13 protein-coding genes and 1 pseudogene are annotated in these 11,236 nt (G+C 60.0%); 8 read left to right on the top strand and 6 right to left on the bottom strand.

Annotation, left to right across the window (positions count from 1 at the left end):
* Window positions 1–5 precede the first annotated feature (5 nt).
* Both G7009_RS06270 and G7009_RS06265 read right to left on the bottom strand, forming a co-directional pair.
* Window positions 6–377, bottom strand: a pseudogene (locus tag G7009_RS06270) (KUP/HAK/KT family potassium transporter); the annotation flags it as partial.
* A 73-nt stretch (window positions 378–450) separates the two neighbouring features.
* The gene (locus tag G7009_RS06265; protein ID WP_181129049.1) at window positions 451–615 is read right to left on the bottom strand and encodes a KUP/HAK/KT family potassium transporter; all 165 of its coding nucleotides are present in this window, start codon (window positions 613–615) and stop codon (window positions 451–453) included.
* Window positions 616–875: 260 nt separating this feature from the next.
* Here G7009_RS06265 and rimO point away from each other — a divergent pair, with 260 nt between their 5' ends.
* From rimO to tsaA, 5 genes are all read left to right on the top strand, one after another.
* A complete protein-coding gene (gene rimO / locus G7009_RS06260) occupies window positions 876–2,213 on the top strand; it encodes a 30S ribosomal protein S12 methylthiotransferase RimO (protein ID WP_181129048.1) in 1,338 nt (445 codons plus the stop codon).
* Window positions 2,214–2,361: 148 nt separating this feature from the next.
* Window positions 2,362–2,826, top strand: a complete 465-nt coding sequence (locus G7009_RS06255) for a GNAT family N-acetyltransferase (protein ID WP_181129047.1) — start codon at window positions 2,362–2,364, stop codon at window positions 2,824–2,826.
* A gap of 102 nt (window positions 2,827–2,928) precedes the next feature.
* Window positions 2,929–3,639 (top strand): rRNA pseudouridine synthase, encoded by a 711-nt coding sequence (locus G7009_RS06250; RefSeq protein WP_181129046.1) that lies wholly within the window; start codon window positions 2,929–2,931, stop codon window positions 3,637–3,639.
* A gap of 50 nt (window positions 3,640–3,689) precedes the next feature.
* A complete protein-coding gene (locus tag G7009_RS06245) occupies window positions 3,690–4,151 on the top strand; it encodes a YehS family protein (protein WP_181129045.1) in 462 nt (153 codons plus the stop codon).
* 7 nt (window positions 4,152–4,158) lie between these two features.
* On the top strand, window positions 4,159–4,854 hold the full coding sequence (gene tsaA, locus G7009_RS06240; RefSeq protein ID WP_181129044.1) for a tRNA (N6-threonylcarbamoyladenosine(37)-N6)-methyltransferase TrmO: 696 nt from the start codon (window positions 4,159–4,161) through the stop codon (window positions 4,852–4,854).
* Window positions 4,855–5,121: 267 nt separating this feature from the next.
* Here the strand turns inward: tsaA and fpr are convergent, their stop codons facing one another.
* The gene (gene fpr / locus G7009_RS06235; RefSeq protein WP_181129043.1) at window positions 5,122–5,901 is read right to left on the bottom strand and encodes a ferredoxin-NADP reductase; all 780 of its coding nucleotides are present in this window, start codon (window positions 5,899–5,901) and stop codon (window positions 5,122–5,124) included.
* Window positions 5,902–6,020: 119 nt separating this feature from the next.
* Here fpr and G7009_RS06230 point away from each other — a divergent pair, with 119 nt between their 5' ends.
* On the top strand, window positions 6,021–6,947 hold the full coding sequence (locus G7009_RS06230; protein ID WP_181129042.1) for a LysR family transcriptional regulator: 927 nt from the start codon (window positions 6,021–6,023) through the stop codon (window positions 6,945–6,947).
* Between the two features lie 3 nt (window positions 6,948–6,950).
* Here the strand turns inward: G7009_RS06230 and G7009_RS06225 are convergent, their stop codons facing one another.
* The 3 genes from G7009_RS06225 to G7009_RS06215 form a co-directional block, all read right to left on the bottom strand.
* The gene (locus G7009_RS06225; protein WP_181129041.1) at window positions 6,951–7,313 is read right to left on the bottom strand and encodes a diacylglycerol kinase; all 363 of its coding nucleotides are present in this window, start codon (window positions 7,311–7,313) and stop codon (window positions 6,951–6,953) included.
* A gap of 73 nt (window positions 7,314–7,386) precedes the next feature.
* Window positions 7,387–8,037, bottom strand: coding sequence for a response regulator transcription factor ErdR (erdR, locus tag G7009_RS06220; RefSeq protein ID WP_181129040.1), 651 nt, complete (start codon window positions 8,035–8,037; stop codon window positions 7,387–7,389).
* Window positions 8,038–8,291: 254 nt separating this feature from the next.
* Window positions 8,292–9,002, bottom strand: a complete 711-nt coding sequence (locus G7009_RS06215) for a tRNA-uridine aminocarboxypropyltransferase (RefSeq protein ID WP_181129039.1) — start codon at window positions 9,000–9,002, stop codon at window positions 8,292–8,294.
* 220 nt (window positions 9,003–9,222) lie between these two features.
* Here G7009_RS06215 and G7009_RS06210 point away from each other — a divergent pair, with 220 nt between their 5' ends.
* On the top strand, window positions 9,223–9,642 hold the full coding sequence (locus G7009_RS06210; RefSeq protein ID WP_181129038.1) for a quorum-sensing-regulated virulence factor family protein: 420 nt from the start codon (window positions 9,223–9,225) through the stop codon (window positions 9,640–9,642).
* Window positions 9,643–10,117: 475 nt separating this feature from the next.
* The gene (locus G7009_RS06205) at window positions 10,118–11,236 is read left to right on the top strand and encodes an LOG family protein (protein ID WP_181129037.1); all 1,119 of its coding nucleotides are present in this window, start codon (window positions 10,118–10,120) and stop codon (window positions 11,234–11,236) included.

Genomic DNA, 11,236 nt, shown 5'->3' with positions numbered 1-11,236 from the left:
TGACCTCATAGCTCCACCTGGGTGCCGAGCTCGATCACCCGATTGAGCGGCAGGTTGAAGAACCTCAGGTTTCCATTGGCGTTCTTTAACAGGAAATCGAACAACGCGCCGCGCCAACGCGCCATGCCGACGAGACGAGAAGCGATGACGGTTTCACGACTGAGGAAGTAGGTCGTGCGCATCGGGCTGAAGTCCAGACCCTCCAGATGACAGAGCGCCAGCGCCGCAGGCACGTCGGGCTCGTCCATGAAGCCGAAGTGCAAGAGCACGCGGACGAAACCTTGACCATACGCCTGGACCTCGAAATGTTCTTCGAGCGGTACACGTGGGCGGTCTTCGCTCACCATCGTCAGCAGCACCACCTGGCGATGCAATATGAAGATCACGTACTTGATCGACACGACCCCTAGCAGCGACCAGAAGATCAGCGCGAGAATGCCCGGCACGCCGTCATGGTTCACCGGCACGCCTTAGCCCCCCGGCAAAGACTTCCTTGAGGGTATACAAGGGACTGGTACCGATATCGCCATAGCCGACTCCGACCGCGGCCACCAGCAGACTCAGCGGTCGTTCCGGCTGTCGCGCGGACTCGGTGTAACTGCTTGCCTGAACCATCGATAATTCCCTGCACATGACCCATGGGTCGATCGACAGCATTGCAAGCTTCGCCTCAGGCCATGCACCTGCCCTCTACCACGCTGATCGACGCCGGTGCGCAACGGCGCGAAGCATAGCGCAGCGTTCGTCGCTTTTCTGCTGGTCAAGAACCTTTACGGTCGCTAGAATTGCGCACTTTTTGATCAGAGGCGCCGAAAGCGCCCGTCAGGACTGCCTCGCCAATGGCCGGGTAGCCTTATTCAATACCGAGGTTAGTCATGTCCACCACTCCAACGCCCACCTCGCCCAAGGTCGGTTTCGTCTCCCTGGGTTGCCCGAAGGCCCTGGTCGATTCCGAGCGCATTCTGACCCAGCTGCGCATGGAAGGTTACGAAGTCGTGCCCACCTACGAGGATGCCGACGTGGTGGTGGTCAACACCTGCGGTTTCATCGACAGCGCCAAGGCGGAGTCGCTCGAGGTGATCGGCGAAGCAATCAAGGAGAACGGCAAGGTCATCGTGACCGGCTGCATGGGTGTCGAGGAAGGCAATATCCGTGACGTGCACCCAAGCGTGTTGTCGGTCAGCGGCCCGCAGCAGTACGAGCAGGTGGTCAACGCAGTGCACGAAGTCGTGCCGCCACGCCAGGATCACAATCCGCTGATCGACCTGGTACCGCCTCAGGGGGTCAAGCTCACGCCGCGCCATTATGCCTACCTGAAGATTTCCGAGGGCTGCAACCACAGCTGCAGCTTCTGCATCATTCCGTCCATGCGCGGCAAGCTGGTCAGTCGTCCGGTCGGTGAAGTACTGAGCGAGGCCGAACGCCTGGTCAAGGCTGGCGTGAAGGAGATCCTGGTGATTTCCCAGGACACCAGCGCCTACGGCGTCGACGTCAAGTACAAGACCGATTTCTGGAACGGTCGCCCGGTCAAGACCCGCATGCTCGAACTGTGCGAAGCTCTCGGCAGCCTGGGTGCCTGGGTGCGCCTGCATTATGTCTATCCGTACCCGAACGTGGACGATGTCATCCCGCTCATGGCAGCCGGCAAGATCCTGCCGTACCTGGATATCCCCTTCCAACACGCCAGCCCGAAAGTGCTCAAGTCGATGAAACGCCCTGCTTTCGAAGACCGCACCCTGGCGCGTATCAAGAACTGGCGCGAGCAATGCCCGGAGCTGGTCATTCGTTCGACCTTCATCGTCGGCTTCCCTGGCGAGACCGAGGAAGATTTCCAGTACCTGCTAGATTGGCTCACCGAAGCCCAGCTCGATCGAGTCGGCTGCTTCCAGTATTCGCCTGTCGAGGGCGCGCCCGCCAATGACCTGGGCCTGGAAGAAGTCCCGGACGAGATCAAGCAGGACCGTTGGGATCGCTTCATGGCGCATCAGCAGGCAATCAGCGCGGCCCGCCTGCAACTGCGCATCGGCAAGGAAATCGAGGTATTGATCGACGAAGTCGAGGAACAGGGCTCGGTCGGTCGCAGCTTCTTCGATGCGCCTGAAATCGACGGCAGTGTGTTCATCGACGGCGACCATGGCTTCAAGCCGGGTGACAAGGTCCGTTGCCGTGTCGTCGACGCCGACGAATATGACATGTGGGCCGAGCCCGTCTGAAGGTCATCGAGCGCCAGTCGCGTGGTTCTGGCGCCCTTGAGATCGAACGCCGCCCTGCTATCCATGGCGCGACGGCGCTCGATCCTGGAGACACCAAAAGCTACAGCGTGCATACAGCGCCATCACGCTGATCCGACGAGAAACAGTCATGTCACTCACTTTGCAGGTGCCTCAGCGCGCCGACTATCCGCGATTGCTCCAGATATGGGAGCAATCGGTGCGTGCCACCCATGATTTCCTTCCGGAAACCTACCTCGTGATTCTGCGCGATCACGTGCTAGGCAAGTACCTCGATGCGGTGGAGCTGATCTGCTGCAAGGACAGCGCCCAGCGAATTCTCGGCTTTGCCGGTGCTTCCAATGGTCAGGTGGACATGCTGTTCGTGGCCCCTGAATGCCATGGCCAGGGTGTCGGCAAGCGCTTGCTGCGTCATGCCATCGATGAGTTGGGTGCCTGGCAGCTCGATGTCAACGAGCAGAACCCCAAGGCCCTCGGCTTCTATCTGCATCAGGGTTTCAAGGTCATCGGGCGTTCCGAGAAGGATGGTCTCGGGCAGCCTTATCCTTTGCTTCACATGGCGCTCGCCGATCCCGCCACGATGGCTGAAAACTGAAGTCATCTGTCTGCAGGACGGGGTTTGGATAGAGATTGCAGGCACCGGGCCGCCTGGGACAGGTACAATGGGCCACTTTTCTTTGCCGTGCGAATACGCCCCATGTCCGAACCCGTCCGCCTGTCCAAACGTCTTGTCGAACAACTCGACTGCTCGCGCCGCGAGGCCGAGCTGTATATCGAGGGTGGCTGGGTCACCGTGGATGGCGTGGTCATCGAGCAGCCTCAGTTCAAGGTCGAGAACCAGCGCGTGGAGTTGCTTCCCGGAGCCAAGGCGCAGGCGCTCGAGCCGGTCACTCTGCTGCTCAATCAGCCACGTGGACAGGACATCGAAGCCGCCCGCACCAGCATGACCCTGGACAGCCTGAGCGAGGCTCACCGCAATCAAGTGCGTCCGCTTCACGGGCACTTCGCTCGCCTGACTTGCGTCGCTCCCCTGCAATCTGGCGCAAGCGGCCTGCAGGTGTTCACCCAGGACTGGAAGGTCAGCCGCAAGATCGAGACAGACCTGCGGCGCCTGGAGCAGGAGTACATCATCGAAGTACGCGGTGAAACCACTCCCGTGGCCTTGGAACGCCTTGCCCGCGGAGTGACCCGCGATGGCCGCGAGCTGCCCAAGGCCAAGGCCAGCTGGCAGAACGAAACGCACCTGCGCATGGCCTTGAAGAACCCGCAACCCGGTCAGGTCGCCGAACTCTGTGCCGCCCTGCGTCTTGAAGTGCTGGGCATGCGACGTATCCGTCTGGGCGGGGTATCGATGGGCAAGCTGACGCTGGGGCAATGGCGCTACCTGGATGGCAGCGAAAGATTTTAAGTACTACGGCTGCCTGCCATCGCAGGCAACCCTCGACAGGATGTGTCCCAATGAACCACAACGATGTACTGCGCAGCTTGCGCTACATGCTCAAAGTGAACGATGCGCAGATGGCCGAGATCATCGGCCTGTCGGGCCTGAAGATCGCCGCGACGGAAGTCGCCCATTACGTCAAGAAAGAGGAAGAAGCAGGCTTCGTGCGCTGCCCGGATCGGGTCATGGCGCACTTCCTCGATGGCCTGGTGATCTATCGACGTGGCCGTGACGACAGCCGCCCGCCTCAGCCGATCGAAGTGCCGGTAAGCAACAACACCATTCTCAAGAAATTGCGGGTGGCCTTCGAACTCAAGGAAGAGGACTTGCATACGATCCTGAAGGCCGCTGACTTCCCGGTCTCCAAGCCCGAGCTCAGTGCATTGTTCCGCAAGGTCGGACATGAGAACTACCGCCCCTGCGGCGATCAGCTGCTGCGTAACTTCCTCAAGGGCCTGGCCCAGCGCGTACGTGGCTGAGCACGGCATGGAACACCGTGTTTCGCCCGTCGGTATCGTGCGCTCCTGCTTCAAGGAGAAATTCGCCATCCCGCGTCAGCCGCGGCTGGCTCCGGCCGCCCGCGGCGTATTGGAGCTATTGCCGCCATTCGACCAAGGTGATGCAGTAGCGGGACTGGAACAGGTCAGCCATGTCTGGTTGCTGTTCTTGTTCCATCAGGCACTGGAAGACAAGCCACGCCTGAAGGTGCGCCCGCCTCGGCTGGGCGGCAACAGGAGCATGGGCGTATTCGCGACCAGAGCTACCCATCGCCCGAACGGCATCGGCCAGTCGGTCGTGCGCCTGGAGGGCGTCGAACCTGGGCGCTTGCTGCTGTCCGGCATCGATCTGCTCGATGGCACGCCGGTCCTGGATATCAAACCTTACGTACCCTATGCCGACAGCATCGCCGACGCTTGCAACCAGATGGCCAGCGACGCGCCGGAGCCTATTGCCGTGCAATGGAGCGATGTCGCCCTGCCCCAGGCCCGCGAGCATGCCTTGCGTTTGGCACAGCCACTGGTGGAGCTGATCGAGCAGTGTCTGGCGCAGGATCCGCGCCCTGCCTATCAGGTCCCGCCTGTCGAGCGGGTATATGGCGTGAAGTTCTGGGACGTGCAGGTACGCTGGCACTACCCCCAGCCTGACAGAATCAAGGTGCTTGAGGTCGTCCACGACCGTTGAGCGCAGGCGACACATTGGCCTGCTTGCCTGGCTGACGTGTGCCAAAGCATAAAAAACGCAGGCCTGAGCCTAATGTTGATCAGTCAAGCCCACAGTCTGCAGTTGGGCTGCTTCGCACCCCTTCGCGGGCAAGCCCGCTCCCACAGAACTCAGGGCCACGCACTCCCTTGTGGGAGCGGGCTTGCCCGCGAAGGGGTGCGAAGCAGCCCATCGGTCTTAACTGACCAGCATTGGACCTGAGCCCGCGTTTTTCATGAAGCGTTCGCCTTACTTCTCGACGAAGGCACGCTCGATCAGGTAGTCGCCCGGCTCGCGCATGCGCGCGGAGATCTTCAGACCGAAGCTGTCGAGGACTTCACTGGTTTCGTCGAGCATGCTCGGGCTACCGCAGATCATGGCACGGTCGTCCTGCGGATTGATCGGCGGCAGGCCGATGTCGCTGAACAGTTTGCCGCTGCGCATCAGGTCGGTCAGACGCCCTTGATTCTCGAAAGGTTCGCGAGTCACGGTCGGGTAGTAGATCAACTTGTCGCGCAGCTGCTCGCCGAAGAACTCGTTCTGCGGCAGGTGCTCGGTGATGAATTCGCGATAAGCCACTTCGTTGACGTAGCGCACACCGTGAACCAGGATCACTTTCTCGAAGCGCTCATAGGTTTCCGGATCCTGAATGACGCTCATGAAAGGTGCCAGACCAGTACCGGTGCTCAGCAGGTACAGGTGCTTGCCTGGGTTGAGATCGTCCAGCACCAGCGTACCGGTAGGCTTCTTGCTGATGATGATCTCGTCACCTTCCTTCAGGTGCTGCAGCTGGGACGTCAGCGGGCCATCCGGCACCTTGATGCTGAAGAACTCCAGATGTTCTTCCCAGTTGGGCGAGGCGATGGAATAGGCGCGCATGAGCGGGCGGCCGCCAGGCTGTTGCAGGCCGATCATCACGAACTGACCGTTCTCGAAGCGCAGCCCCGGGTCACGGGTGCACTTGAAGCTGAACAGGGTGTCGTTCCAGTGGTGAACACTGAGGACACGTTCGTGGTTCATGTTGCTCATGTACAGGCTCCTGAAGAAAAACGCTGCGCTGACCAAGAGCGCGATTGCGCGATAGTTTAGAGGTAGCGACAATATCTGTTAAATGGATTATAAAGATATGCCTTATCGGTTATATAGATATGCGATTTACTCTTCGTCAACTGCAGGTCTTCGTCGCGGTAGCCCAGCATCAAAGCGTCTCTCGAGCCGCCAGCGTGCTGGCATTGTCGCAATCTGCCGCCAGCACCTCGATCACCGAGCTCGAGCGTCAGTCCAGCTGCCAACTGTTCGATCGCGCGGGCAAGCGACTGAGCCTCAACGCGCTTGGACATCAGCTATTACCTCAGGCCGTGGCCCTGCTCGACCAGGCCAAGGAGATCGAAGACCTGCTCAATGGCAAGTCGGGGTTCGGCTCGTTGTCGGTCGGCGCTACCCTGACCATCGGCAACTACCTGGCAACGCTGCTGATCGGCAGCTTCATGCAGGGTCACCCCGAGAGCCAGGTCAAGTTGCACGTTCAGAACACCGCGCACATCGTGCAACAGGTCGCGCACTATGAAATTGACCTGGGTCTGATCGAGGGCGACTGCAGCCATCCCGACCTCGAAGTCAGGCCATGGGTGGAGGACGAGCTGGTCGTATTTTGCGCGCCCCAGCATCCGCTGGCCAAGGTAGGCAGCGCGAGCATCGAGGCTTTGACCCAGGAGGCCTGGATCCTCCGTGAACAGGGTTCAGGAACGCGCCTTACCTTTGATCAGGCCATGCGTCACCACCGCGCCAACCTCAATATCCGGCTGGAGCTCGAGCACACTGAAGCGATCAAGCGTGCCGTGGAATCCGGGCTCGGGATCGGCTGCATATCGCGATTGGCGCTACGCGATGCCTTCCGCCGAGGCAGCCTGGTCGCGATCGAAACGCCCGAGCTGGATCTGTCCCGACAGTTCTACTTCATCTGGCACAAGCAGAAATACCAGACGTCGGCCATGCGTGAGTTCCTTGACCTGTGCCGCAGCTTTACCGCTGGCGTCAGGCGCAGCGACGAGATCGTTCTGCCACCCATTGCCTGACGCTCACCACAGGACCACACCCCATACCAGGGCGATCATGGTCAAGGCTACCAACTGCGCGGCGCTGCCCATGTCCTTGGCGTTTTTCGACAAGGGGTGACGATCCAGAGAGATACGATCGATGGCCGCCTCGACCGCCGAATTGAACAGTTCGACGATCAGGCCGAGCATGCACACCGCGATCAGCACTGCCCGCTCGGCACGACTCACCGGCAGCCAGAAGGCCACTGGTACCAGAATGACGTTGAGCAGTACCAACTGACGGAACGCCGCCTCGCCCCTGAATGCGGCGCGCAGGCCATCCAGTGAATAACCGGCTGCGTTGAAGATGCGCTTGAGGCCCGTCTGGCCCTTGAATGGTGACATGGAGGGATACTTTACCTGTGGAGGGCCGCAGACTAGTGCGGGCCAAGTCAAAAAAGCGTGAAGCCGGGAGCACTCAGCTGCCGGCAACTGATTCAAGTTGTTGCAGCAACAAGGCGGCCTGGGTACGGGTACGTACCCCCAGCTTGCGGAAGATAGCCGTCACATGGGCTTTGATGGTGGCCTCCGAAACGCTGAGTTCATAGGCAATCTGTTTGTTCAGCAAACCTTCGCAGACCATCGTGAGGACTCTGAACTGCTGTGGCGTCAGGCTGGCGAGACCTTCACTGGCGGCCTTGGCCTCGGCGGAGACGTCCACTTTCTCGAATGCCTGGGGCGGCCACCAGACCTCACCGTCGAGGACTTTCTGTACCGCTTCCTGGATCGTTTCCAACGGGCTGGACTTGGGAATGAAACCACTGGCGCCGAATTCGCGCGACTTGACCACCACCGCCGCTTCCTCCTGGGCGGAGACCATCACGACCGGTATCTGCGGATACTGCCCACGCAGCAGTACCAGACCGGAAAAACCGTAAGCGCCCGGCATGTTCAGATCCAGCAGCACCAGATCCCAATCGGCTTTTTCGGTCAGGCGGGTTTCCAGCTCGGCAATACTCGCCACTTCCACCAGGCGTACCTGCGGACCGAGGCCCAGGGTCACGGCCTGACGCAGGGCGCTACGAAACAGCGGGTGGTCATCGGCTATCAGGATTTCGTATGTGGCCATCGATCTATGGATCCTGTTCTGTGCCTGACCCTAGGCAGGTTGGGGGCCAGGCGGGCAACTCAGGGCGCAAACGGCTGGGCCGCCGGCCAGAAAGGTAAGGCGAGGCCCAGGTAACGGCCTCTTCATCGTGCCCGAAGCGGCGCCAAGGATGCCGAGCACGGTTCGGGCGGTCAAGCCAATCGCCCTGGCGTGTTCGCCCACCCTGGCTGCCAGCGCGGACATTATGAAGCATTCCGCGATGTCTGCCCCTTGTACTATAGGAAGGTATGCAGACGCTGATGGACGCTGTCCTGCTCATCCAGCGGCCAATGTCGCTTGGCGCTGAGGTAATGCGTGCTGAATACATCGAGATAGGCGTCCAGTGCCTGTGACGCCTGCTGATCCCCAGCCAGTTCCAGGCACATGGCGGCCACTTCGGCGGTGCAGAAGTGATCGTCTCGCTTGGATCGGCGCAAGCAATAGCGGGACAGTTGTTCAGGCTGCAGACTCAGTACCGGGAAACGATCCAGGTACGGGCTTTTACGAAACATCTTGCGAGCTTCGGTCCAGGTGGCATCCAGCAGGATGAACAGCGGCCGCTTGCCAGGCTGGCGAACCACCTCATCAACCACCCGCTCCTGGGCCACGAATTCACCAGGAAACACGATATAGGGTTGCCATACCGGGCTATCGAGCAGCGCCAGCAGTCGTGCGTCCACATCAGTACGCAGCCAGCCGAATGCCGAGGTGTCTTCGATCAGATCAGCGATGAGCCAACCGGTATTGGAGGGCTTCAACGGCTCGGTGTCATGCATCAGCAGACACATGCCCGAGTCCGCCTGCACCTTGGGTTTCCAGGCACACAGGCAATGACTGAAGATCACCCGGCAATCGGGGCAGCGAGGGGCGCGTGAACCGCGAGCGATGAACGGCTTGACGCTCCGCGCCAGGCGTTCGGCGCGCAAGCGCGCTACGGCATGGCTCATGGTCGCGGGCATCCTTGGAAAAGGGAACAGGGCACAGCAGGGACTCGACTGGATACAGGCGCCCAGTCTACCAGAGCGGAAGGTTTAGCCGTGCAGCGTTCAGGACGACAGCTTTATACTTAGTACAAAGTCGTCATTCAAACGGCCCTTGGCCTGCGCCCTACGGAACACTACTCCCCAGCGCAGGTCCAAGCGCCAGTCATTGAACCAGGAGAGTTACATGCTGCGTCTTATCGTCCCGACCCTGAGCCTGATGCTCGCCCTGCCCCTGGCTGCCAATGCAGCTTCAAAGCAGGACTATGAGCTCAACCAAATGCTGCAGAAGGTTGCCCGGGAAAGCAGCGTCGGGACACCGCGTGCGATCAATGAAGACATGCTCGATCAGGGCTATACCGTCGAAGGCAAATTCCTGATCAACCATTTGAGCGTTCGCGAGAGTCAGGCTCAGCAGATGCGCGCCAATCCGGAAATAGTGCGCGACCAGTTGGGCGCAAGCGTTTGCAACAATCGCGGGTTCCGTCAGTTGCTGGCGCGTGGTGCGGTATTGCGCTACGAGTTTACCGAATACAAGACCAACCGCCCGGTCGGCCAGCAGCTGTTCAACGCCGACAGCTGTGGCCTGGATGGCAAGAAGAACTGACTGACAGGGACTGGTTGTCATGGTCGCTGCGCCGCTGCTCTTCATCGGCGCGCAGCGCGGCAATCAGCCTTCGGAAATAGCGAGACCGGCGCTCCTGCCCTTCCGGTCGTCCGCGACATCGCCTTGATATCCCTACCTGTGTGCCCTTCCCTTCCGTCCATCAGCCTTGACGCATTGCTGGACCCTGCCTGAGGCGCGGCGGCTACCGGTAGCTCGGCATGATCGGCTGCCAGCGTCTAGATTGATAACGATACCACCTTATTTTCACGGCAAACGAAGGAGCCTGCCGCTGAAGCTGATCAGCCGACATCACGACAATATCAACAAGATGGATACTGTCACTGCAACAGACCCGAAGACCTACTGCGCCACTTGACGCTCATGTTCGAGTTACAGCAGCCGGCGGCACGCGTGTGTCGTGGCCGGGAACCACCATCGTCCCGGTGAAAGGCTCTGCTGCAGAAGGAGACGTTGAATGCCTTACCAACCCAACGAACTGCTATTCAATCATTTCAGGGACAATGGCATCGACCTGAGCAAGATCGATGAACAACTGCAACTGGTGGCGCCTTCCAGCGCCAACCTGCCGCTGTACCGCGACATGATGCTGACGGTCCTGCGCATGGCCCATGACGACACCAATCGGTGGCATGCCAAGATCACCTTGCAGGCCATGCGTGAACTGGATCACGCCTTTCGCGCCCTTGCGCGTTATAAAGGCCGACGCAAGGTCACGGTCTTTGGCTCGGCTCGCACTCCTGTGGAACACCCTATGTATGCGCTGGCACGCGAGCTGGGCGCCGCACTGGCGCGGTCGAACCTCATGGTCATCACCGGTGCCGGAGGGGGGATCATGGCGGCGGCCCACGAAGGCGCGGGGACAGACCACAGCCTTGGTTTCAATATCACCCTGCCCTTTGAACAGCACGCCAACCCTACCGTGGATGGGACCGACAAACTGTTGCCCTTCCATTTCTTCTTTATCCGCAAACTGTTCTTCGTCAAAGAAGCAGATGCACTGGTGCTATGCCCCGGAGGGTTCGGTACGCTGGATGAAGCGCTCGAAGTGCTGACCCTGATACAGACAGGCAAGAGCCCGCTAGTCCCTGTAGTGCTGCTGGATTCACCAGGCGGCACTTTCTGGCAGGACGCGTTGAATTTCATCAGCCACCAGCTCGAAGGGAACCGCTACATTCTTCCCAGTGACATGAAACTGCTGCACCTGGTGCACAGCGCCGAAGACGCCGTGGAAGAGATCAATCAGTTCTATCGCAACTACCACTCAAGCCGCTGGTTGAAAAACCAGTTCGTCATTCGCATGCATCACCCGCTCAGCGATGCCGCGTTACTCGATCTGCAAGATGGGTTTGCCGACCTGCGCTTGACGGGTAAATACCAGCAACAGGCAGATAGCAATGTCGAGAGGGAAGAAGGCAACTTCAGCCACCTGACGCGCCTGACCTTTGCCTTCAATGGGCGCGATCAAGGGCGCCTGCGCGAACTGGTGGACTTCATCAATCTGCCGGAAAACTGGGCAAAACCTCGCCCCATGCATACTACACCCCATGCCCGCGAGGCATTAAGGACGACCTGA

Source organism: Pseudomonas capeferrum (assembly GCF_013523055.1).
In the GTDB taxonomy this organism is placed as follows: Bacteria; Pseudomonadota; Gammaproteobacteria; order Pseudomonadales; family Pseudomonadaceae; genus Aquipseudomonas; species Aquipseudomonas capeferrum_A.
The sequence above is the reverse complement of the archived record's forward strand: the minus strand, read 5'-3'. Positions and strand labels throughout refer to the sequence as shown.

Bases quoted from the DNA above. Each gene is read 5' to 3' on its own strand.
- G7009_RS06230 (WP_181129042.1), top strand. From the start codon at position 6,021: ATGCGATTTACTCTTCGTCAACTGCAGGTCTTCGTCGCGGTAGCCCAG.
- fpr (WP_181129043.1), bottom strand. From the start codon at position 5,901: ATGAGCAACATGAACCACGAACGTGTCCTCAGTGTTCACCACTGGAAC.
- erdR (WP_181129040.1), bottom strand. From the start codon at position 8,037: ATGGCCACATACGAAATCCTGATAGCCGATGACCACCCGCTGTTTCGT.
- G7009_RS06250 (WP_181129046.1), top strand. From the start codon at position 2,929: ATGTCCGAACCCGTCCGCCTGTCCAAACGTCTTGTCGAACAACTCGAC.
- G7009_RS06210 (WP_181129038.1), top strand. From the start codon at position 9,223: ATGCTGCGTCTTATCGTCCCGACCCTGAGCCTGATGCTCGCCCTGCCC.
- tsaA (WP_181129044.1), top strand. From the start codon at position 4,159: ATGGAACACCGTGTTTCGCCCGTCGGTATCGTGCGCTCCTGCTTCAAG.
- G7009_RS06265 (WP_181129049.1), bottom strand. From the start codon at position 615: ATGGTTCAGGCAAGCAGTTACACCGAGTCCGCGCGACAGCCGGAACGA.
- G7009_RS06205 (WP_181129037.1), top strand. From the start codon at position 10,118: ATGCCTTACCAACCCAACGAACTGCTATTCAATCATTTCAGGGACAAT.
- G7009_RS06225 (WP_181129041.1), bottom strand. From the start codon at position 7,313: ATGTCACCATTCAAGGGCCAGACGGGCCTCAAGCGCATCTTCAACGCA.
- G7009_RS06255 (WP_181129047.1), top strand. From the start codon at position 2,362: ATGTCACTCACTTTGCAGGTGCCTCAGCGCGCCGACTATCCGCGATTG.
- G7009_RS06215 (WP_181129039.1), bottom strand. From the start codon at position 9,002: ATGAGCCATGCCGTAGCGCGCTTGCGCGCCGAACGCCTGGCGCGGAGC.
- G7009_RS06245 (WP_181129045.1), top strand. From the start codon at position 3,690: ATGAACCACAACGATGTACTGCGCAGCTTGCGCTACATGCTCAAAGTG.
- rimO (WP_181129048.1), top strand. From the start codon at position 876: ATGTCCACCACTCCAACGCCCACCTCGCCCAAGGTCGGTTTCGTCTCC.